Source organism: Enterocloster sp. (genome assembly GCF_057861365.1).
The window spans coordinates 251,571-272,905 of the sequence record NZ_DBMACH010000003.1 but is presented as its reverse complement, the minus strand read 5'-3'; the positions used below and the strand labels follow the sequence as shown (position 1 = coordinate 272,905).

At 48.1% G+C, this 21,335-nt stretch carries 18 protein-coding genes, 1 tRNA gene and 1 other annotated feature; of the genes, 16 read left to right on the top strand and 3 right to left on the bottom strand.

Annotated features, from left to right (window positions below; genetic code table 11):
- Window positions 1–119 precede the first annotated feature (119 nt).
- Complete coding sequence (locus ACZM6M_RS05295) at window positions 120–1,301, top strand: cell wall-binding repeat-containing protein (RefSeq protein WP_296039061.1); 1,182 nt, start codon at window positions 120–122, stop codon at window positions 1,299–1,301.
- Window positions 1,302–1,380: 79 nt separating this feature from the next.
- On the opposite strand, the gene ACZM6M_RS05290 is transcribed toward ACZM6M_RS05295, so the two are convergent.
- On the bottom strand, window positions 1,381–2,292 hold the full coding sequence (locus ACZM6M_RS05290; protein WP_337434667.1) for a DUF5688 family protein: 912 nt from the start codon (window positions 2,290–2,292) through the stop codon (window positions 1,381–1,383).
- Window positions 2,293–2,655: 363 nt separating this feature from the next.
- On the opposite strand from ACZM6M_RS05290, the gene hrcA reads away from it, so the two are divergent.
- The 6 genes from hrcA to ACZM6M_RS05260 all read left to right on the top strand — a co-directional run bounded on the left by hrcA (window position 2,656) and on the right by ACZM6M_RS05260 (window position 9,616).
- Window positions 2,656–3,702: a heat-inducible transcriptional repressor HrcA gene (gene hrcA, locus ACZM6M_RS05285; RefSeq protein WP_337434666.1), complete on the top strand. Its 1,047-nt coding sequence runs from the start codon at window positions 2,656–2,658 to the stop codon at window positions 3,700–3,702.
- Between the two features lie 6 nt (window positions 3,703–3,708).
- Window positions 3,709–4,299, top strand: a complete 591-nt coding sequence (grpE, locus tag ACZM6M_RS05280; RefSeq protein WP_337434665.1) for a nucleotide exchange factor GrpE — start codon at window positions 3,709–3,711, stop codon at window positions 4,297–4,299.
- Between the two features lie 38 nt (window positions 4,300–4,337).
- Entirely contained in the window at window positions 4,338–6,200 is a 1,863-nt protein-coding gene (dnaK, locus tag ACZM6M_RS05275) for a molecular chaperone DnaK (RefSeq protein ID WP_337434664.1), read from the top strand.
- Between the two features lie 167 nt (window positions 6,201–6,367).
- Window positions 6,368–7,528 (top strand): molecular chaperone DnaJ, encoded by a 1,161-nt coding sequence (gene dnaJ, locus ACZM6M_RS05270; RefSeq protein WP_066547191.1) that lies wholly within the window; start codon window positions 6,368–6,370, stop codon window positions 7,526–7,528.
- Between the two features lie 508 nt (window positions 7,529–8,036).
- The gene (locus ACZM6M_RS05265; RefSeq protein ID WP_337434663.1) at window positions 8,037–8,945 is read left to right on the top strand and encodes an SDR family oxidoreductase; all 909 of its coding nucleotides are present in this window, start codon (window positions 8,037–8,039) and stop codon (window positions 8,943–8,945) included.
- Window positions 8,912–9,616 (top strand): hypothetical protein, encoded by a 705-nt coding sequence (locus ACZM6M_RS05260; protein WP_337434662.1) that lies wholly within the window; start codon window positions 8,912–8,914, stop codon window positions 9,614–9,616. The genes ACZM6M_RS05265 and ACZM6M_RS05260 overlap by 34 nt, the downstream gene beginning before the upstream one ends.
- Here ACZM6M_RS05260 and ACZM6M_RS05255 read toward each other — a convergent pair.
- The gene (locus ACZM6M_RS05255) at window positions 9,613–10,518 is read right to left on the bottom strand and encodes a DNA-3-methyladenine glycosylase family protein (RefSeq protein ID WP_337434661.1); all 906 of its coding nucleotides are present in this window, start codon (window positions 10,516–10,518) and stop codon (window positions 9,613–9,615) included. The two genes, ACZM6M_RS05260 and ACZM6M_RS05255, sit on opposite strands and share 4 nt — an antisense overlap.
- A 241-nt stretch (window positions 10,519–10,759) precedes the next feature.
- Window positions 10,760–11,018 (top strand) — a binding site (T-box leader).
- Between the two features lie 93 nt (window positions 11,019–11,111).
- Here ACZM6M_RS05255 and pheS point away from each other — a divergent pair.
- From pheS to ACZM6M_RS05220, 7 genes are all read left to right on the top strand, one after another.
- Window positions 11,112–12,131 (top strand): phenylalanine--tRNA ligase subunit alpha, encoded by a 1,020-nt coding sequence (gene pheS, locus ACZM6M_RS05250; protein WP_066547203.1) that lies wholly within the window; start codon window positions 11,112–11,114, stop codon window positions 12,129–12,131.
- 32 nt (window positions 12,132–12,163) lie between these two features.
- Window positions 12,164–14,596 (top strand): phenylalanine--tRNA ligase subunit beta, encoded by a 2,433-nt coding sequence (pheT, locus tag ACZM6M_RS05245; protein WP_337434660.1) that lies wholly within the window; start codon window positions 12,164–12,166, stop codon window positions 14,594–14,596.
- A gap of 73 nt (window positions 14,597–14,669) precedes the next feature.
- Window positions 14,670–15,098, top strand: coding sequence for a hypothetical protein (locus ACZM6M_RS05240; protein ID WP_066547209.1), 429 nt, complete (start codon window positions 14,670–14,672; stop codon window positions 15,096–15,098).
- Between the two features lie 96 nt (window positions 15,099–15,194).
- Window positions 15,195–15,332 (top strand): lysozyme inhibitor LprI family protein, encoded by a 138-nt coding sequence (locus ACZM6M_RS05235; protein WP_167544894.1) that lies wholly within the window; start codon window positions 15,195–15,197, stop codon window positions 15,330–15,332.
- 184 nt (window positions 15,333–15,516) lie between these two features.
- Window positions 15,517–15,600, top strand: a tRNA-Leu gene (locus ACZM6M_RS05230).
- Window positions 15,601–15,793: 193 nt separating this feature from the next.
- Window positions 15,794–16,531 (top strand): ABC transporter ATP-binding protein, encoded by a 738-nt coding sequence (locus ACZM6M_RS05225; protein WP_296039156.1) that lies wholly within the window; start codon window positions 15,794–15,796, stop codon window positions 16,529–16,531.
- A gap of 14 nt (window positions 16,532–16,545) precedes the next feature.
- Window positions 16,546–17,463: a SufB/SufD family protein gene (locus ACZM6M_RS05220; protein ID WP_489489848.1), complete on the top strand. Its 918-nt coding sequence runs from the start codon at window positions 16,546–16,548 to the stop codon at window positions 17,461–17,463.
- 23 nt (window positions 17,464–17,486) lie between these two features.
- Here the strand turns inward: ACZM6M_RS05220 and ACZM6M_RS05215 are convergent, their stop codons facing one another.
- Window positions 17,487–18,467 carry an AraC family transcriptional regulator gene (locus ACZM6M_RS05215; RefSeq protein WP_066547215.1) on the bottom strand — a complete coding sequence of 327 codons (981 nt, stop codon included), beginning with the start codon at window positions 18,465–18,467 and terminating at the stop codon, window positions 17,487–17,489.
- 171 nt (window positions 18,468–18,638) lie between these two features.
- Between ACZM6M_RS05215 and rhaB the strand changes: the two genes are divergently transcribed.
- Both rhaB and ACZM6M_RS05205 read left to right on the top strand, forming a co-directional pair.
- The gene (rhaB, locus tag ACZM6M_RS05210; protein ID WP_489489846.1) at window positions 18,639–20,045 is read left to right on the top strand and encodes a rhamnulokinase; all 1,407 of its coding nucleotides are present in this window, start codon (window positions 18,639–18,641) and stop codon (window positions 20,043–20,045) included.
- A gap of 30 nt (window positions 20,046–20,075) precedes the next feature.
- The gene (locus ACZM6M_RS05205; protein WP_418926667.1) at window positions 20,076–21,335 is read left to right on the top strand and encodes an L-rhamnose isomerase; all 1,260 of its coding nucleotides are present in this window, start codon (window positions 20,076–20,078) and stop codon (window positions 21,333–21,335) included.

The following is a 21,335-nucleotide window of genomic DNA, read 5'->3' as shown; positions in this document are numbered from 1 at the left end:
CTGTAAGGAATTGTAAACTCTTTGTAAGAATTATGAAATTGCATAAATCCAAACTTTCCTTTATAATAAAATCATACAAAAGAAACAAAACGAATCTTAAATATAAGGAGGAGAGGTATATGTATACAAAGAAAATGTTTTCCCTGGCAATGGCAGCGTTTTTGTCAGCTATGGCTGTATTTCCGGTCTATGCGGGCACGGAGAAGATCGATACAGTGCGTTTGGAATTTTCTTATGATAAGGAGCCGGAGAGCGGAGATGATATTGGTGATATCAGCGTAAGGGCCAGAGACGATTCATATGATGTGGATTCCGTAGAGTACACGAATCTGGAGGATAAGGATGTCTGGACGGTAGGAGATGTTCCCGAGGTAAAGGTAGAACTTTCTGCTTCTGAGGGATACCGTTTTTCCTATACCAGCAAGAGCCACTTTAAGATAAGCGGCTGTGACGCTGAGTTTAAAAAGGCAAAAATTTATGATGACGGCGATTATATGGAAGTGACGGTAGAGCTGGACCGTATCGGAGGCAAGCTGGAGGCTGCTGATAATCTGGACTGGAATGACAGCACGGCTGAGTGGGACGAGGTAGAGGGTTCCAAGAGCTATGATGTAAAGCTGTTAAGAGATGACAAAACGGTTACAACTGTCAATACATCTAATACGTATTTTGACTTTTCCGGATATTTTAATAAAGAAGGAGATTATACCTTCCGTGTGAGAGCTATTGCAAGCTATAATGACAAGGCAGGCGAGTGGTCTGAGGATTCTTCTTCCCTGTATGTAGATGAGGATGAGGCAGGTTCTTACGGTGGAAGCGGACGCTGGGTACAGGAAGGCGGACGCTGGTGGTATTCTTACTCTACAGGCGGTTATCCGGCAGATGGCTGGAAACAGATCGATGGAGTGTGGTATCTCTTTGACCGTTCCGGATATATGCTTACTGGCTGGCAGAAGGTAGACCGTCAGTGGTATTATCTTGGTTCCAATGGTGCTCTTACAACCGGCTGGCAGAATGTAAACGGACAGTGGTATTATCTCAATGGAAGCGGTGAGATGCAGACGGGCTGGCAGTATGTAAGCGGCAGATGGTATTATTTAAACAGCAGCGGCGTAATGCAGACAGGATGGCTGGAGCAGAACGGACAGTGGTATTATCTGGATGGAAGCGGCGCTATGACAACCGGATGGCAGTCTGTGAATGGCAGATGGTACTATATGGGCGGAAGCGGAGTGATGTTTAGAAATACCTGGACACCGGATGGAAGATATGTAGACGGATCGGGAGCCTGGGTTCAGTAAGGATTGTATAAAGGATAGGTAAAAAGAGGAGCTGCTGTAACGGATGAAAGGGTTCGTACAGCAGCTCCTTTTGTATGCTTTAATTGAGGGGAAGCATGCAGGAAGATACGATCTCAATCGAATCAGATCTCCGGCTGTAGCGATAGATCTGGTTGGAGAGGCGGTCCTGAGGCAGAACCTCGGAGGCATTGATCTGGGCTACCATTTGGCTGAGTTCGTCATAAGAAATGTCTTCTTCATCGGGAAGAAGCAGAACTTCATGGATACTGGAGGGAAGAATCAGCACGTCGCGTTCAATCCCTTCTGAGAAATGTTTAAGAACATCAGGATAGAGCATACAGATTGCTCCGTTGATTCCGCAGGTATTGGAAAGAACATAGAAAGGGGTCATGGCCTGTCTGTTCAGGTCGGGGACGGAGTCTGTCAGATCCTCTAAAATACAGTCCATACTGGTAATGGACGGAGGAAAGAGCTGGGAAACATTGGAGATGGCAGCCTGAAAGAGTTCATCCTGGGAAATACCCCAGGTATTCAGATGAGAGGTATGGATTCCGGCAGTCATTATACCGGTATCATTTTCCTGAAGAAACAGGTAGAATACGATGGAAAGATCGTTCCATGGAATATGAGGCATATCCTGCAAAAGTGTTTCATTGGCAGCCGTGTTTATAAGGCGGCAGGCGGTCCGGGATTTCATGGCGCTGTAATCGGAAAGCCGGGCCGGATGAATGGTGGGCAAAGCCTCATTGGAGCGGTACAGTTCCAAAAGCTCCTGAGTGATTTCCTCCAAAGAGCAGCCTTCCAGATACTGATGGTAGCAGTTATTGAGATAAATAGCAGGAGCTACCGGATTTTTGTCTTTGGAAATGCACAGACCATCCAGAATCAGGCCGTTGTTTTTGGTGATCCTGTGCAGGCTCAGTTCATACTCCTTTCCCAGGGCCTGTTCCATGCCCGTTTTGATTTTGTTGAGAAATACGTCGTATACCAAATGTATACCCCCTTAGTACATTATATTTATGTAAACTGCAAAAGGCAGCTTCATAGCAGGTAAGAAAAATATTGTCCGGATATCATTCCTGAACAGGATCTGAAACGTATATAAAAGAATGTTTAGAAGGTTACAAAACAGACAGAAATTCTGATTTGTGAAATAAAAATGAATCTATGTCCAGAATAAAGGCAGAGAGGACTTTTGTCAAGAGAAAACTGTATATACAGGAAATAAGATCATGAAAAAAATGAAAAATCCCTTGACAAAACAGAGAGAAAGGAATATATTATGAAATGTAGATGTTAGCACTCCAAAGCATTGAGTGCTAATAATCGCAGGAGAGGAAGGTGACAGGAAACGATGGATACACAGCTGGATAACCGGAAGATCACCATATTAAAGGCGATCATCAAAACCTACCTGGAGACAGGCGAACCGGTTGGTTCCAGAACCATTTCCAAGTATTCAGAATTAAAACTGAGTTCTGCCACCATCCGTAACGAGATGTCAGATCTGGAAGAGATGGGATATATCATTCAGCCCCACACTTCCGCAGGGCGTATTCCTTCCGATAAGGGATACAGGTTCTATGTAGACCAGATCATGCAGGAAAAGGACAATGAAGTTACAGAATTTAAGGATATGATGGTTCAGAAGGTTGATAAGCTGGAACTGGTCCTTAAAAAGATGGCTCAGGTTCTGGCGGCCAATACCAATTATGCGGCCATGATCAGCGGCCCCAGCTACCACAAGACAAAGCTGAAATTTATCCAGCTGTCCAGAGTAGAGGCACATAAGCTTCTGGTAGTGGTTGTGGTAGAAGGAAATATCGTTAAAAATACCATGATCGATATTGCGGAAGAGCTGGGGGAACAGGAACTCTTGAATCTGAACATCCTGTTAAACAGCAGCTTAAACGGGCTGACGATTGAAGAAATCAATCTGGATATCATCAGTCGTCTGAAGGAGGATGCAGGCATTCACAGCCAGGTGGTGGAGCTGGTCTTAAACGAGGTTGCGGAAGCGATCAAGGCCGGCGGAGAAGATCTTCAGATTTATACCAGCGGGGCTACGAATATTTTTCGGTATCCGGAGCTTTCAGAAGGCGATAAGGCCAGCAAGCTGATCGGGACACTGGAGCACAAGGAAATGCTTCAGGAGTTTGTTTCCGAGGTCAATACGGAAAACGGCGGTGACGCCGGGATCCAGGTCTATATCGGTGATGAAACGCCGGTTCAGTCCATGAAGGACTGCAGCGTGGTTACAGCCAATTACGATCTGGGCGGAGGACTTCGGGGAACAGTCGGAATTATCGGACCGAAGCGTATGGATTATGAAAAGGTCCTTGGAACGCTGCGGAATCTGATGAGCCAGCTGGATGCAGCATTTAAAAAGGATGAAAGGTGATAAGCAGTGAGTGAAGATAATAAGAAGGAAGAAGTAACAGATATTCCGGAGACAGAGGAAGCGGCAGACGCTGTCAAAGAGGAAACTGCGGAAGCAGAGACTCAGACAGAAGAAGCTGCGGATAACGCGTCAAAGGGAGGTTTCTTTAAGAAAAAGAAGGATCCGAGAGATGAAAAGATCGAGGAGCTGACCGACCGGGTAAAACGCCAGATGGCTGAATTTGAAAATTTCAGAAAGAGAACGGAAAAGGAGAAATCTTCCATGTATGAGATGGGCGCCAGAGATATCATTGAGCGCATCCTTCCCGTGATCGACAATTTTGAGAGAGGCCTGGCAGTAATCCCTGAGGATAAAAAGGAAGATCCCATTGCAGAGGGCATGGAAAAAATCTACAAGCAGATCCAGAAGGTCTTTGAGGAAGCCGGAGTAAAGCCCATTGAGGCAGCCGGAAAGGAATTTGATCCCAATTTCCACAATGCAGTGATGCATGTGGAGGATGAGAGCCTGGGAGAAAATATCGTTGCGGAGGAGCTCCAGAAGGGATATATGTACCGGGACAGCGTTGTAAGACACAGTATGGTTAAAGTTGCAAACTAAAATATTTTATAGATTGATCAAATCAGGAGGAAATAACTATGGGCAAGATTATTGGTATCGACTTAGGTACAACGAATAGCTGCGTTGCCGTTATGGAAGGTGGAAAGCCAACCGTTATCGCAAATGCAGAGGGCGTAAGAACCACACCATCTATCGTGGCATTTACAAAAACAGGTGAAAGACTGGTAGGCGAGCCAGCAAAGCGTCAGGCAGTTACAAACGCAGACCGCACCATTTCTTCCATCAAGCGCCATATGGGCACAGACTACAAGGTGGACATTGACGGAAAGAAGTACACACCACAGGAGATTTCTGCCATGATCCTTCAGAAGCTGAAGGCAGATGCAGAGAGCTACTTAGGCGAGACAGTAACAGAGGCTGTTATCACTGTTCCCGCATACTTTAATGACGCACAGCGTCAGGCAACCAAGGACGCAGGAAAGATTGCAGGTCTGGAAGTAAAGCGTATCATCAACGAGCCTACAGCGGCAGCGCTGGCTTACGGCCTTGACAATGAAAATGAGCAGAAGATCATGGTATACGACTTAGGCGGCGGTACCTTTGATGTTTCTATTATCGAGATCGGTGACGGCGTAATCGAGGTTCTTTCCACCAATGGCGATACCCATCTTGGCGGCGATGACTTTGACAATGCAGTTACAAACTGGATGATCGCTGAGTTTAAGAAGGCAGAGGGCGTAGATCTTTCCGCTGATAAGATGGCTCTTCAGAGATTAAAGGAAGCAGCTGAGAAGGCAAAGAAGGAGCTGTCTACCGCTACTACTACCAATATCAACCTTCCGTTCATCACTGCAACTGCAGAGGGACCAAAGCATCTGGATATGAACTTAACCAGAGCAAAATTTGACGAGCTGACCCATGACCTGATCGAGCGCACCGCAATTCCGGTACAGAATGCATTAAAGGATGCAGGCATCACTGCTTCTGAGCTTGGAAAGGTGCTGTTAGTAGGCGGTTCTACCCGTATGATCTCTGCACAGGAAAAGGTAAAGCAGATCACAGGCAAAGAGCCCAGCAAGTCTTTAAATCCGGATGAGTGCGTAGCCATCGGTGCTGCAATCCAGGGCGGAAAACTGGCAGGCGATGCAGGCGCCGGAGATATCCTTCTTCTGGATGTTACCCCACTGTCCCTGTCCATTGAGACCATGGGCGGCGTAGCTACCAGACTGATCGAGAGAAATACAACCATTCCTACCAAGAAGAGCCAGATTTTCTCTACTGCTGCTGACAATCAGACTGCTGTTGATATCCATGTGGTACAGGGTGAGCGTCAGTTTGCAAGAGATAACAAGACTCTTGGACAGTTCCGTCTGGATGGAATTCCGCCAGCAAGAAGAGGTATCCCTCAGATCGAGGTAACCTTCGATATCGACGCTAACGGTATTGTAAATGTATCTGCAAAGGATCTGGGAACCGGAAAAGAGCAGCACATCACCATTACCTCCGGCTCCAATATGTCTGACGCTGATATCGACAAGGCTGTAAAGGAAGCTGCTGAGTATGAGGCTCAGGATAAGAAGCGCAAGGAAGCCATTGACGCCAGAAATGACGCCGATTCCATGGTATTCCAGACTGAAAAGGCCTTAGAAGAGGTTGGAGACAAGATTGATGCCAATGATAAGGCAGAGGTAGAGGCAGACTTAAATGCACTGAAGGAAGCAATCAACCGTGCTCCGGTAGATCAGATGACCGATGCTCAGGTAGAGGATATCAAGTCCGGCAAGGAGAAGCTGATGAACAGCGCTCAGAAGCTCTTTGCAAAGGTATATGAGCAGGCACAGCAGGCAGGAGCAGCAGGTGCAGGCCCTGACATGGGCGGCGCAGCAGGCGGCTCCAGACCGGATGATGATGTAGTAGACGCAGACTTTAAGGAAGTGTAAGGAGAAAGGATTCCCGCCTGCAGCAGGGCGGGAATCCATTATATAAAACCGTAAGGCCAGAGGTCCGGTCCATTGGGCGAGATGCCCCCTGGCCGGACCTAAAGGTCTGTCCGGGGATATTTTATTTAAGAGAAAATGTTCTGATAGATATGTAAGAGGTAAACAACATGGCAGAGAGTAAGAGAGATTACTATGAGGTTCTGGGCGTTTCCAAAGACGCGGATGACGATGCCCTGAAAAAGGCATACAGAAAGCTCGCCAAAAAATATCATCCGGATGCCAATCCCGGAGACAAGGAGGCAGAGGCCAAATTTAAAGAGGCATCTGAGGCTTACAGCGTGCTCAGCGATCCTCAGAAGCGCCAGCAGTATGACCAGTTCGGCCATGCCGCCTTTGAGCAGGGAGGCGGAGGCGCAGGAGGGTTTGGCGGCTTCGGCGGTTTTGACTTTGGCGGTCAGGATATGGGAGATATTTTTGGAGATATTTTTGGAGATATCTTTGGCGGCGGCCGTTCCTCCAGAGGAAGAAGCGGTCCTTCAAGGGGCGCAAATGTAAGAACCGCAGTGAGGATCACCTTTGAAGAGGCTGTGTTCGGCTGTGAGAAGGAAATTGAGATTAATTTTAAGGAGACCTGTTCTTCCTGTAACGGAACAGGCGCAAAGGCGGGTACGTCGCCCCAGACCTGTACAAAATGTAATGGAAAGGGTAAGATCATGTATACCCAGCAGTCCTTCTTTGGACAGGTACAGAATGTACAGACCTGTCCGGAGTGTGGCGGCACAGGCAAGGTGATCAAGGAAAAGTGTCCGGATTGCTATGGTACGGGGTATAAGACAGTCCGCAAGAAGTTTAAGGTGTCCATTCCTGCCGGTATTGACAATGGTCAGTGCGTTCGTATGGCCGGAGGCGGAGAGCCCGGTATCAACGGCGGTGAGAGAGGCGACTTGCTAGTGGAGGCAGTTGTTTCCCAGCATCCGATCTTTAAGCGTCAGGATACAAGCATTTATTCTACCGTGCCGATTTCCTTTGCAAGAGCGGCTTTAGGTGGTACGATCCGGATTAAGACAGTGGACGGAGAAGTGGAGTATGAGGTTCGTCCTGGTACGCAGACTGATACGAAGGTGCGGCTGAAGGGGAAGGGGGTGCCTTCCTTAAGAAACCGGAATGTGAGAGGGGATCACTATGTGACTTTAGTGGTTCAGGTTCCTGAGAGAATGACCCAGGCTCAGAAGGAGGCCCTGAAGCGGTTTGATGAAGCTATGAATGGGGTGGCTTCGGAGGAAGGGAAGCCTAAGAAGAAGGGGTTTAAAGAATTTTTTGAAAAATGAAGATGAGATGCGCTGAGTGCAGGCGCGTTTCGTGCTTTGACTGATGTGAGCGGGAGACCGCCCTGGAATTGCTCTTGTTGGATGGTTTTGTGTGAGGATGACGAGAGACGTTTTGGGGGCGGTTTTCTTTTTTTGTGGGGAGGATGTTGTTGGAGGGGGGGGATGCGGAAGGGGAAAAGCTTTATCTTTGGGAGCGAGGGGATGCGGGAGCTGGTTTTTTAGGGATCGGGCGGGGATCTTCTTGACCCGCTTGCGGGTCAAGAAGCATCGGATGTTCATCCGATGTGAAATCGTGCAGGAACAGCTCCTTACAAGCAAGCTTGACGGGGCTGTTTCTGCACGATTTCGCGCCGTCCTGAATTTTTGAGAAAAATTAAGAAAATCGCAAAGATTCTGGGGGGGAGTATGGGTATAATGGTAGATATATTTTTACCTGGGACTGCCGGATGACGTGGGATTTCCGGGGACTGGGTAAGGCTTATGAGGAAGAAAGGCTATTGGTTATAGAATGAAAAAACGGATTTTGATCACGGGTTCAGGAGGATTTCTGGGGTCGAGACTTGCGGAATATTTTGAGGGGAAGGATGGGTATGAGACGGTAGCGGTTACCCATGAGGAGCTGGATATTACAGATATGGTGGCGGTGTCTGCATTTTTTAAGGCGATTCGTCCTCAGGCAGTGCTGCACTGTGCAGGCTTGTCTAATACGGGACAGTGTGAGGCGGATCCCCTGGCTTCGGGACGGATCAATGTTCAGGGAACAGAAAATATAGCAAGAGCCTGCAGGGAGAGCGGCTGCAGGCTGATCTTTATGAGTTCGGATCAGGTTTATGCGGGAACAGATACTCTGGAGCCGAATCGTGAGACAGACCGGGTGAAGCCGGTGAATGTGTATGGAAGGGATAAAAAACGGGCAGAGGAGGCAGCGCTTGCTTTGGCAGAAGGGGCGGTCTGTCTGCGTTTGACCTGGATGTATGATTATCCGGTTCCGAAAAGGACGCCGGGAACCGGGCTGTTAGGACAGATGTTTGCAGCCGCCGGGGAAGGAAAGGTGATTGTAAGCCCGATCCATGATTACAGAGGCATCACCTATGTGTGGGATGTGATCCGGGCTATGGAGCAGGTGATGGAACTGCCGGGAGGAATCTATAATTTCGGGAGCAGGAATCAGAGAAGCACCTGGGAAACCGCCGGGATTTTTGCTCAGGCAGTATCTGTAAAAACAGGAGTGCTGCCAAAGGTGGAAGCGGACAGGGATCGTTTTCGTTCGCTCCCCAGAAATCTGACGATCGATACAGGTAAAATAGAAGCCTTGGGGATTTTCCTTGGGGATACGGCAGAGGGATTATCCCGATGCATGAAGGATAACGGAGTCTGCTGGAAGTGGAAGAAAGAGCAGCTGTCTGCCCGGGGATAAAGGCCGGACAGAAGAATTGCCATAATAAAAAGGAGGTTCTGTCGAACGTGGGACAGAAGGATATAAAAAAAGATCAGGCACCAAAACGGCCGCAGAAGGTATCGGGACAAGCTCTTAAAATCTGCGGAATGACATTGATCTGTCTGGGAGTTATGTTTGCCGTGGCCTGGGTGAACCGGAACCGCCAGGAGAACCGTCTGGCGGAAGAATATACGATTTCAGCGGAAAATCCCCGCCATATCCGCTTTGAAGAGATGCCTGAGGGAGAGGCCGAAATGACAGCAGGTCTGTTTTTCCGCTATCACGCCATGGCTCAGTATGAGGAATGCAGCAGCCTTCTTTCAAAGGATCAGGCAGAGTTTATGAATTTTCCCCAACAGGAGGAGGATTTTAGAAGCGGCTCCTACATAAAAGATTATTTGATCCACAGCTTTGAAACGCTTCCGGAGGAGGAATATGCGGGAAGCAAAGAGTATTATGACGGCAGAGCAGCCCTTTTGGGATATGAGGAATACCGTGTAGTCCGTGTGGTCTTTCATCAGACCTGGACAGACCAGGCCATTAAAAACAGACAATTAAGCGGAGATGGAGAATATATCCGGGAAATGGCTGTGGGAAAGGGAAGGGACGGATGGAAAATATTTGAGGCCGGAAACCCTCAGGAGCTTTAAGTCTGGTTTTTTCCTATTACATTTCTCTCATAGTTGAAAATATACTGTTGCATTACCCCTGCATAGCCCGGATAGCATCCGAAGGAATCTTCGATGATTCGGTCAAACAGCTGGGATTTGGGGATGCGGCGGTATTTTTTTTCGTCAAAATAATGTTCCATGAGGATTTTCTGGATCCAGGTATCGACAGGAAATGCATCAATATGATGGAGACCGAAGAGGCAGACGCAGTTCGCTACCTTTTTACCGATTCCATAAAAGCTGGTGAGATAATCTATGGCCTCTTTATAGTTCTGGGAGGACAGAAGATCCAGGTTCAGGCTTCCTTCCAGTGCGTCCTGACAGAGCCGGTGGATATATTTTGCCCGGTATCCCAGCTTCAGTGCCAGCAGGTCATCCAATGAGGCGCGGCTTAACTGTTCCGGCGTAGGAAAGGCAAAGGGGGAGGGACCGGCTTCAGAAAGCTTTGAGGATGCGAGCAATGTGCGTTCAATGTGCGTTCCATAATTACGGCACAGAGCTTCAACTAAGGAGCGGATGGCCGGGATGGTCTTTTGCTGGGAGATAACAAAGGTGATGATCATTTCCCATGGATCCTGACGGAGAATACGAATGCCTGCACCTGCTTTGGCGGCAGATAAAAGATAAGTATCATCCGGATCTATGGAATCAATCATGGCCTGGTAGTCTGTGGACACATCAAAATAGGACAGCCAGTATTCCAAAGAACCTTCTTCGCATTCAAAGGTGAATTGGGAATCGTTTTGCCTGATGGATAAAAGCTTCCCCTGGCTGATCACGGACCACAGTCCGGGCTCTTTTCCTGGCATCAGCCGGAAACACTGACCGGAGAGAGCGGTCTGCTCTAAGTCAAAGCAGGGGATGGTACAGGTATATTTCATGGAAATCATCCTTTCTTTTGTGAAAATGATGGTTCTATGATAGCTGGAAAGGAGAGAAAGGTCAAATGAAAAATGAGTTTCTGTACTCTGCACCGGCCTCTGGAGTTTGGTGTGCTGGACTCCGGTTTCCGGTCATAGGAGAACCTAACTCCAGCGACTGGTGCAAAATGTGAAAACGCAGGAAAAAATGGGGGTTGACTTTTCTAGATGAAACGGCTAAAATTTACAGTAGATTTTATATCTAAAAGCGATGAGAGTGTACAGTAGGTACTTATGTTCTCACAGAGAGGGAAGGTCGTCGGCTGGAAGCGTTCCCGAGTTCACATAAGCGCTGAATTTCCCACCGGAGCTGCATGGGTGAAAGGGCGTCTGCTCGCAGCCTGTGACGTAGGCGTGCGTTAAGCGTGTTTAAGTGTCTGCAAAGGATAGAAAGCCTTGGCTTAGTATCTGTATTGCAGGAATCAGGGTGGTACCGCGGAATGATTTGATCCGTCCCTTCAGGAATCTGAAGGGGCGGTTTTTTGTTATGGCAGCAAACATTTCCGCGAAAAGAACCGTACACTTATTTAAAAGAGAACAGAAAAGGAGAACCCATGAAAGAGCAGTTAGAGAAGATCAAAGAAGAGGCGCTGCAGCAGATTTCTTCCGCTGAGAGCCTTGATACGCTGAATGACATCCGTGTCGCTTATCTTGGAAAGAAGGGAGAGCTGACCAGCCTTTTAAAGAGCATGAAGGATGTGGCTCCGGAAGACCGTCCAAAGGTGGGACAGCTGGTAAATGAAGCCAGAGCTGTGATCGAGGGCCGCTTAGAGGAAGCAAAGGCTGCCCTGGCAAAGAAGGCCAGAGAAGAGCAGTTAAAGAGAGAGGTTATTGACGTTACCCTTCCTGCAAAGAAGAACAGCGTAGGCCACAGCCATCCAAATACCATTGCATTAGAGGCAGTGGAGCGGATTTTCGTGGGCATGGGCTACGAGGTAGTAGAAGGCCCTGAGGTGGAGTATGATGAGTACAACTTTACCAAATTAAATATCCCGCCAAACCATCCGGCTAAGGATGAGCAGGATACCTTCTATATCAGCAAGGACATTGTGCTCCGTACCCAGACCTCCCCGGTACAGGCCAGAACCATGGAAACAGGTAAGCTTCCTATCCGTATGATTTCTCCGGGCCGCGTATTCCGTTCCGATGAGGTGGATGCAACCCATTCTCCATCCTTCCATCAGGTCGAGGGACTGGTTATTGATAAAAATATTACATTCTCCGATTTAAAGGGAACTCTGGCAGAGTTTGCACGAGAGATGTTCGGCGAGGATACAAAGGTTAAATTCCGTCCCCACCATTTCCCATTTACCGAACCCAGCGCCGAGATGGACGTAAGCTGCTTTAAGTGCGGCGGAAAAGGCTGCCGTTTCTGCAAGGGCTCCGGCTGGATTGAGATTTTAGGCTGCGGTATGGTACATCCCCATGTATTTGAGATGTGCGGCATTGATCCCCAGGAATATACAGGCTTTGCTTTCGGCGTAGGCCTGGAGCGAATTGCCCTGTTAAAATATGAGATCGACGATATGCGCCTTCTCTATGAAAATGATATCCGCTTCTTAAAGCAGTTTTAATTGTTCCATCATAAATAAAAAGGAGAACCGACATGAATACAGCATTATCATGGATTAAAGCATATGTTCCTGACCTGGATGTGGCTGCCCAGGAGTATACAGATGCGATGACATTGACAGGCACCAAGGTTGAAGGATTTACCTGTTTAGATAAAAATCTGGAAAAGATCGTAGTAGGAGAAGTTCTTTCCGTAGAACGTCATCCGGACGCTGACAAGCTGGTCGTGTGCCAGGTCAACGTAGGGGAAGCAGAGCCCGTACAGATCGTAACCGGAGCGCCAAATATTACAAAGGATTCCATCGGTGCAAAGGTACCGGTGGTACTGGACGGCGGACGAGTAGCAGGAGGCCATGACGGCGGCCCCCTTCCGGAGGAAGGCATTAAAATTAAAAAGGGCAAATTAAGAGGCGTGGAGTCCTTTGGAATGATGTGCTCCATCGAAGAGCTGGGCGCTGACCGGAATATGTATCCGGATGCCCCTGAAAGCGGCATCTACCTGCTCCCCGAGGACAGTGTTCCCGGCGACGATGCAGTGCGGATCCTGGGTCTGAGAGACGTGGTGTTTGAATACGAGATTACCTCCAACCGTGTAGACTGCTACAGCGTAGTGGGAATCGCAAGAGAGGCAGCCGCTACCTTCCGCAAGCCCTTCTTCCCGCCGGTGGTTACAGCTACGGGCAACAATGAGGACATTCACGATTACTTAAAGGTGAGTGTGGAAAATACAGACCTGTGTAAGCGCTACTGTGCCAGAATGGTAAAGAATATCAAGCTGGCTCCTTCACCGGAGTGGATGCAGCGCCGTCTGGCTGCCAGCGGAATCCGTCCCATCAACAATATCGTGGATATCACCAACTATGTGATGGAAGAGTACGGACAGCCCATGCACGCCTTTGACTATGACCAGCTGGCAGGTCATGAGATCGTGGTAAAATGTGCTTCTGAGGGGGATGTATTCCAGACTCTGGACGGACAGGACAGAACACTGGATTCTACCATTTTAATGATCAATGACGGTGAAAAGCAGGTGGGAATCGCCGGTATCATGGGAGGCGAAAACTCCAAGATCACAGACAATGTGTCCTCTATGGTATTTGAGTGCGCCTGCTTTGACGGCACCAATATCCGTCTTTCCGCAAAGAAGCTGGGCCTGCGCACCGATGCGTCCGGCAAGTATGAAAAGGGACTGGATCCCAACACTGCAGAAGAGGCTGTAAATCGTGCCTGCCAGCTGATCGAAGAGCTGGGAGCTGGAGAGGTTGTAGGCGGAATGATTGATGTTTATCCTGTAAAGAGAGGGGAGACAAGGATCAAATTTGAGCCTGAAAAGATCAATAAGCTTCTCGGCACCGATATTTCAAAGGAAGATATGCTGGCATATTTTGAGAAAATAGACCTGGGCTATGATGAGGCTTCCGGTGAGGTAGTCGCTCCAAGCTGGCGTCAGGATCTTCTTCGTATGGCAGATCTGGCAGAGGAAGTGGCAAGATTCTATGGCTATGACAAGATTCCGACCACACTTCCATCCGGTGAAGCAACCACAGGAAAGCTTTCCTATAAGTTGATGATCGAGGATATGGCAAGAGAGACAGCAGAATTCTGCGGCTTCTCCCAGGGTATGACATATTCCTTTGAAAGTCCAAAGGTATTTGACAAGCTTTTAATTCCTGAGGACAGTGAGTTAAGAAAGGCCATTACCATTTCCAATCCTCTGGGCGAGGATTTCAGCATCATGCGTACCCTGCCTTTAAACGGTATGCTGGTATCATTATCCACCAACTACAACCGCCGCAACAAAGAGGTGCGTTTGTATGAGCTGGCAAATGTATACCGTCCCAAGGCACTTCCTTTAACCGAGCTTCCCGATGAGCGGATGCAGTTTACTCTGGGTATGTATGGAAGCGGAGATTTCTTTGATATGAAGGGCGTGGTAGAGGAATTCTTCGACAAGGTGGGAATGGATAAGAAGGTTCATTACGATCCAAAGGGCGACCATCCTTACCTGCATCCGGGCAGAAAGGCAGATATCGTTTATGAGGGCCGCACCGTGGGCTTCTTGGGTGAGATCCATCCGGAGGTGGCTGAAAACTATAAGATCGGCGACAGAGCCTATGTAGCAGTTATTGATATGCCCGCAATGACAGAGTTTACCACCTTTGACCGGAAGTACACCGGAATTGCCAAATTCCCGGCTGTTACCAGAGATATCAGTATGGTTGTTCCAAAGGCAGTTTTGGTAGGGCAGATCGAGGATGTGATCAGCCAGAGAGGCGGAAAGATCTTAGAGAGCTGCAAGCTGTTTGATATTTATGAGGGAGCACAGGTACTGGAAGGCCATAAGTCCGTGGCATACTCCATTACTTTCAGAGCTAAGGATCACACTCTGGAAGAGAAGGAAGTCACAGCGGTGATGAATAAGATCTTAAATGGCCTTAAGGATCTTGGAATTGAGCTGAGGGCGTAAAGCAAATAGAAGATTTTTTAAGAGGGCAGAGCTGTTTTGGCTTTGCCCTTTTTAACTGAAAGGGAGAATGTGTATGGATGGTAAAAGCAGAAGCTATATGAGGGCTGTATGTGCAGTTCTGGCAGCAGGACTTTTGACGGCGGGCTGTGGAAAAGAAGAAACAGCGGCAGCGGAAACAGCGGAGATAGCAGTCCCGGAAGCCGCAAAAAGAGCAGAGGGTTCGGAAACTACCGCATCTGCAGAGTTTTTTTCAGAGTTTAAAAATACGATGTTTATATTTTCAAGCGGTGCAGGTGCATGGAGGACGGAGCTTCAGATCCGGGAAGACGGCAGCTTTTCGGGACGATTTGAGGATGCCAATATGGGAGAAATCGGAGAAGAGAATCCGCAGGGAACCATATATGAGTCTGTGTTCACAGGCCGTCTTGGATCTCCTGTCCGGCTGGATGAAAACAGCTATCAGGTGGACATTTTGGAGATGGAATATGAAAATCCATTGTAAACAGAGGAAATTATGTTGTTGTGAATTCAGTCCATTCTTATGGCTTTGTGGGAGAGGATCTGGCAGTTCGGATGAGGGAGAGGGTAGCGGGATTGGATCCAAGACAAGGAAACGGATGCAGATGAGGCCGGAAAGGAGTTTGAAGGAGGAAGTATGCAGCTCATGGCATACAGTTTAAAGGCAATGGAGATTACCAGAGAGAGGGTCTATGAGCTGATGGAGCTGTTAGATTGATGGCTTGCAATGTTAATTACGGAGCATGGAAGATAATAAAGGCTAAAAAGCGGCAAAAAATCTGTTAAAAAATGGCGCAAAAAAGTTAAAAAAGTCGTTGACAAATCCGCTGCTATCCGATATAATAGTCTTCGTTGCTGAGACAGCCAGTAAGAATTACTGCTAAACAGCAAAAACAGAAAATGCAGAAGTGGCGGAATTGGCAGACGCGCACGGTTCAGGTCCGTGTGGTAGTAATACCTTGAGGGTTCGACTCCCTTCTTCTGCAGGATATGAGCAGGAAGCCAGAAAACTGGCTTCCTGTTTTGCTATGTGATAAATGCAGCAGACATTTTTTACCCTAAGAGGTAAATTATAATAGTAATTTGTCCATAAATAGTATATACTGTAAGTTGTGTGGCCATTTGCCGCAGATGCGGCTGGCCTTAAAACGGGACGAAAAGAGAGGTAGGAGTGTCATTATGCTTAGATTGGAAAATCTCTCCTTTGAAGTAAATGACGACAAAGGAGAAAAGGGCATTATCAAGGATATAAGCCTGACAGTAGATGATGGGAAATTTGTGGTGATCACAGGACCCAACGGTGGCGGTAAATCCACCACGGCTAAACTGATCATGGGAATCGAGCATCCCACAGGGGGAAAGATCTGGTTTGACGGGGAGGACATTACAGAAAAGAGCATTACAGACCGTGCAAAGATGGGTATCAGTTTTGCATTCCAGCAGCCGGTTCGCTTTAAGGGAGTTCAGGTGATCGATCTTCTCCGTCTGGCTTCCGGCAAGAAGCTTACCGTGTCCGAGGCCTGTCAGTATTTATCCGAGGTAGGACTCTGTGCCAAGGATTATATTAACCGTGAGGTCAATGGCAGCCTGTCAGGAGGCGAATTAAAGCGCATTGAGATTGCCACCATTCTTGCAAGAGGGGCAAAGCTGTCTGTATTTGACGAGCCTGAGGCAGGAATCGACCTTTGGAGCTTCCAGAACCTGATTCAGGTATTTGAGCGTATGCGCCAGAATACAAAGGGTTCCATCCTGATCATTTCCCATCAGGAGCGTATTTTAAATATTGCCGATGAGATCGTTGTGATCGCAGACGGAAAAATCGTAGATCAGGGTACAAGGGATGAGATCATGCCAAAGATCATGGGAACGGCTTCTGCAGTGGATGCCTGCTCCGGTTTCCTTGATTCCGTGCAGTAAGGGAGGACATAAGGATGGATCAGATCGAAGAGAGATTATTAGAGGAAGTGGCTGACCTTCACGGAGTGCCGGAGGGAGCTTACAATATTCGTGCCAACGGCCAGATGGCAGGAAGAAATACAACCGCCAATATTGACATTACCACAAAGACGGACAAGCCGGGAATTGACATCCGTATTAAGGCGGGTACAAAGCATGAGAGCGTGCATATTCCGGTGGTATTAAGCGCCAGCGGCTTAAAGGAAGTGGTTTACAATGACTTCTATATCGGGGATGATGCTGATGTGGTGATCGTGGCAGGCTGCGGCATCCACAACTGCGGAGTCCAGGATTCGGAGCATGACGGTATACACCGCTTCTTTGTAGGTAAAAATGCTAAGGTTAAATACGTAGAAAAGCACTATGGCGAGGGAGCCGGGGAAGGAAAACGTTTGTTAAATCCCGTTTCTGAAGTATATATGGAAGAAAACAGCCTGATGGAAATGGAAATGGTTCAGATCAAGGGCGTAGATTCCACCAACCGCACTAACAAGGCCGTACTGGCAGCAGGTGCAAAGCTTCTGGTCCGCGAGCGCCTTTTAACCCATGGAGATCAGGTGGCAGAAAGTACCTATGATGTGGAATTAAACGGAGACGGCTCCAGCGCAGACGTGGTTTCACGTTCTGTTGCAAAGGATCACTCAAAACAGATATTCAAGTCCAATCTGATCGGAAATGCAAAGTGCAGCGGCCATACAGAGTGTGACGCCATTATCATGGACGATGCCAAAATCGTAGCAGTTCCCGGTCTGGTGGCTGATAATATTGATGCGGCCCTGATCCATGAGGCTGCCATCGGAAAGATCGCAGGCGAGCAGATCGTAAAGCTTATGACTCTGGGACTGACAGAGGCAGAGGCAGAGGCCCAGATCGTAAATGGCTTCCTGAAATAAAGAGAAAGAGCCGGGGAAGGGATTTAACCCTCCTCCGGTTCTTTTTTTAACGCCATCCGGTATTGTCTGGGAGTCTGGCCAAAGGTCTGCTTAAAAATCCGGTGGAAATAGCTGAAATTTTCATACCCCACAGCCATGCTGATATCCAGCACGGACAGAGCGGTGGAACGCAGGAGAAAGCAGGCCTGGTTCAGCCGCTTTTTTTGAACCAGCTCTGTGTAGGTGCAGCCGGAGAGACGGCGGATGGCCCGGGACAGCCAGGTTAAGTCGCAGTGAAGCCGTGCGGCAAGAGAAGTCAGCTCTCCGTCCTTATAGTGCTCCTCCACATACTGGTAGACCTGCATGAGAATTTCCTGCTCAAATGAGGTGCGTCCGGCCTGAATACGGTCAGTGTAATTTAAAAGCTGCAGAAAGAGAAGCCCCATGGTGATCTGGTTCATAAGCCGTTTATTCTGAAGCTCATGGGAAAGGGTCCAGAGCAGATTTTCCAGCAGATTCTGGACGGGGAGGATGTCGGAAACCTTAAAATGCAGATAGGACAGGGGAGAGTCTGCAGTCTGGAGACAGCCTACCACAAAATCCCTCAGCATACTCTGTTCGGAGCCAAGCATTGCAAGGGTTTGATCAAAAAATTCCGGCAGAATGATGAAATTGACGGCCACATCCTCTTTCCCGGCAGGAAGGATTTCCTGAGAGGCATGCTGATTTAAAATCAGAAGCTCCCCTCTTTGAAGGATAAGTTCTGTGCCATTTATGATATGAGTGGTAGAACCGGAACACATATAGATCATCTCCACGTAGTTGTGAGTGTGTCTGGGAAAATAGACAAAGCGGGTGTGGGGGCGGAACTGGATCAGCCGCCCCTCTTTGAGCATCTTTTCGCTGGTGATCACAAAATCAGAGCCTTCTGAATAAAGGGTTCGGTCTATGCCTGTTTTTCCATCAAGGATATCCTGTTCTTCTTCTGTAATATGGCTCAGTTCCCTCAAAAGCCGTTCATTCATAAATACTCCCCTTATCTGTCTGCAGAAGGCATTTTTGCTGTTCACAGTATACCACAACTCTGCAAATAAGGACAGTTTTTTAGCCAAAAACCGTTCTTTTTTTGCCCGCTGCCTTCAGGTACAATAAAGCCATGACAAAACGTGTGATGAAACGGTAAAAGGAGGAGGGCTATGGAACGCTATTATCTGGCCATAGACATCGGAGCTTCCAGTGGCCGTCATATGCTTGGGCATATAGAGAACGGGAAAATGATCCTGGAGGAAATCTGGCGCTTTGAAAACGGCATGAAGGACCGGGAAGGAAACCTGTGCTGGGATCTGGATGCGCTGTTTGAGGAAATCAAGACAGGAATGAAGCGATGTAAGGAACTGGGAAAGATCCCTGTATCTATGGGAATTGACACCTGGGCCGTGGATTATGTGCTTTTGGATGAAAAGGATCAGGTACTGGGAAAAACCTATGGATACCGTGACGGCCGCACTCAGGGAGTGGATGAGGATGTATATAAGATCATTTCGGAAGAAGAGCTTTACAGCCGCACCGGAATCCAGAAGCAGAGCTTTAATACCATTTATCAGCTGATGGCAGTAAAGAAAAATAATCCGGAGCACCTGAAGGCGGCAAAAAACTTTTTAATGCTGCCGGACTATTTTCATTTTCTGCTCACAGGACAGAAATGTTCGGAGTACACCAATGCAACCTCGACTCAGCTGATAAATGCACAGACAAATGACTGGGATCGGGAGCTGATTGAACGCCTGGGATATCCTCAGGAAATGTTCCTTCCCTTAAGCCAGCCGGGAACGTTGGTGGGAAGCTTTACAAAAGAAATAGAAGAAGAGGTGGGATTTTCCTGCGAAGTAGTTCTTCCCGCTACCCACGATACGGGCTCTGCTGTTATGGCATTGCCTGGTGAGGGCGATAAAAACCTCTATATCAGCTCCGGTACCTGGTCCTTGATGGGGATTGAAAATAAAACAGCCATCTGTACCGAAGAGAGCCGGAAACGGAATTTCACCAATGAGGGCGGATATGAATATCGTTACCGTTATCTGAAAAACATTATGGGACTGTGGATGATCCAATCTGTGAGAAAGGAATTGGAAAATAAGTATTCTTTTGCAGAGCTGTGCGCCATGGCTTCCAGGCGCAGCGATTTCCCCTCCAGAGTGGACGTAAATGATCCGGTATTCTTAGCGCCGGATTCCATGATCCGGGCGATCCGGGAAATGTGTGCAAAGACCGGGCATCCGGTTCCTGAAACACCGGATGAACTGGCCGCAGTGGTGTATGAAAGCTTAAGCGACAGCTACAGAGAGACCGCAGAGGAAATCGAAGGCCTTACGGGCAGTCATTATAATACCATCTGTATCGTGGGCGGTGGTTCCAATGCGGAGTATTTAAACCGCCTGACTGCTAAGAAATCTGGCCGCCGGGTGCTTGCAGGGCCGGGAGAAGCCACGGCCATCGGAAATCTGATGGCTCAGATGATTCAAAAAGGAGAATTTGACACCTTAGAACAGGCCCGCAGGTGTGTGGGAACGTCATTTTCCATCCATGAATATATGCCGGAATGATAACCAGAATCAATCGAAAGGAGAATTGTTATGAATCAGACAGAACGCTATGAATCAGCAAAAGAGATGTATAAAAGCCTGGGAATCGACACAGACCAGGTGATCCAGACCTTAAAAAACATTCCTGTTTCCCTTCACTGCTGGCAGGGAGATGACGTAAAGGGCTTTGATCAGGACGGCCCCCTAACCGGCGGTATCCAGACCACAGGAAACTATCCGGGAAGAGCCAGAACGCCTCAGGAGCTGATGGATGACATGGAGATGGCTATGAGCCTGATGCCGGGCAAAAAGAAATTAAACCTCCATGCAAGCTATGCCATTTTTGAGGAGGGGGAGAATACAGACAGGGATCAGCTAGAGCCAAAGCATTTTGCGAAGTGGGTGGAATTTGCCAAAAAGCACAATATGGGCATTGATTTTAACCCTACCTTCTTCTCCCATGAAAAGGTAAAGGACGGACAGACCTTATCCAGTCCTGATAAGGAAACGAGGGAGTTCTGGATCCGCCATGGAAAGGCCTGCATCCGTATTTCCCAGTATTTCGCTCAGGAGACAGGAGTTCCATGCGTAATGAATATCTGGACAGGCGACGGCTTTAAGGATGTGCCTGCAGACCGGATGGGCCCCAGAATGCGCTATAAGGAATCAATTGAGGAGATTTTATCAGAGCCGTACGATCCAGAGCTTGTTAAGCCCTGTGTAGAGTCCAAGGTATTCGGTATCGGCGTTGAATCTTATACGGCAGGCTCCGCCGAATTTGCCCTTTCCTTTGCAGCAACCCATAAAGGAGTACTGCCCTTAATGGACAACGGACATTATCACCCTACAGAGATGGTCTCTGACAAGATTCCCGCCCTTCTTTGCTTCTTCCCGGAGATTGCCCTTCACGTGACCCGTCCGGTGCGCTGGGACAGCGACCATGTGGTGATTTTTGATGATGAGACAAAGGAAATCGCAAAGGAGATCGTAAGAAATAACGCCTTAGACCGTGTTTATATTGCGCTGGATTACTTTGACGCCAGCATCAACCGTATTTCTGCATGGGCTGTGGGCTTTAGAAGCTTCCAGAAAGCACTGCTGTCCGCACTTCTTACGCCGGCAGCTCTGTTAAAGGAGCTTCAGGATGAGAACCGCATGACAGAGCTTATGATGATGCAGGAGGAGTTAAAGCTGTATCCATTGGGCGATGTATGGAATGAATACTGCCGTCAGTGCGGTGTGGAAAGTGACCAGAGCTGGTTTGAAAAAGTAAAAATATATGAGAAAGACGTACTGTCACAGAGAAAATAA

Bases quoted from the DNA above. Each gene is read 5' to 3' on its own strand.
- ACZM6M_RS05220 (WP_489489848.1), top strand. From the start codon at position 16,546: ATGGATCAGATCGAAGAGAGATTATTAGAGGAAGTGGCTGACCTTCAC.
- ACZM6M_RS05225 (WP_296039156.1), top strand. From the start codon at position 15,794: ATGCTTAGATTGGAAAATCTCTCCTTTGAAGTAAATGACGACAAAGGA.
- ACZM6M_RS05295 (WP_296039061.1), top strand. From the start codon at position 120: ATGTATACAAAGAAAATGTTTTCCCTGGCAATGGCAGCGTTTTTGTCA.
- ACZM6M_RS05255 (WP_337434661.1), bottom strand. From the start codon at position 10,518: ATGAAATATACCTGTACCATCCCCTGCTTTGACTTAGAGCAGACCGCT.
- pheS (WP_066547203.1), top strand. From the start codon at position 11,112: ATGAAAGAGCAGTTAGAGAAGATCAAAGAAGAGGCGCTGCAGCAGATT.
- ACZM6M_RS05240 (WP_066547209.1), top strand. From the start codon at position 14,670: ATGGATGGTAAAAGCAGAAGCTATATGAGGGCTGTATGTGCAGTTCTG.
- ACZM6M_RS05265 (WP_337434663.1), top strand. From the start codon at position 8,037: ATGAAAAAACGGATTTTGATCACGGGTTCAGGAGGATTTCTGGGGTCG.
- ACZM6M_RS05205 (WP_418926667.1), top strand. From the start codon at position 20,076: ATGAATCAGACAGAACGCTATGAATCAGCAAAAGAGATGTATAAAAGC.
- dnaK (WP_337434664.1), top strand. From the start codon at position 4,338: ATGGGCAAGATTATTGGTATCGACTTAGGTACAACGAATAGCTGCGTT.
- rhaB (WP_489489846.1), top strand. From the start codon at position 18,639: ATGGAACGCTATTATCTGGCCATAGACATCGGAGCTTCCAGTGGCCGT.
- pheT (WP_337434660.1), top strand. From the start codon at position 12,164: ATGAATACAGCATTATCATGGATTAAAGCATATGTTCCTGACCTGGAT.
- dnaJ (WP_066547191.1), top strand. From the start codon at position 6,368: ATGGCAGAGAGTAAGAGAGATTACTATGAGGTTCTGGGCGTTTCCAAA.
- ACZM6M_RS05215 (WP_066547215.1), bottom strand. From the start codon at position 18,467: ATGAATGAACGGCTTTTGAGGGAACTGAGCCATATTACAGAAGAAGAA.
- hrcA (WP_337434666.1), top strand. From the start codon at position 2,656: ATGGATACACAGCTGGATAACCGGAAGATCACCATATTAAAGGCGATC.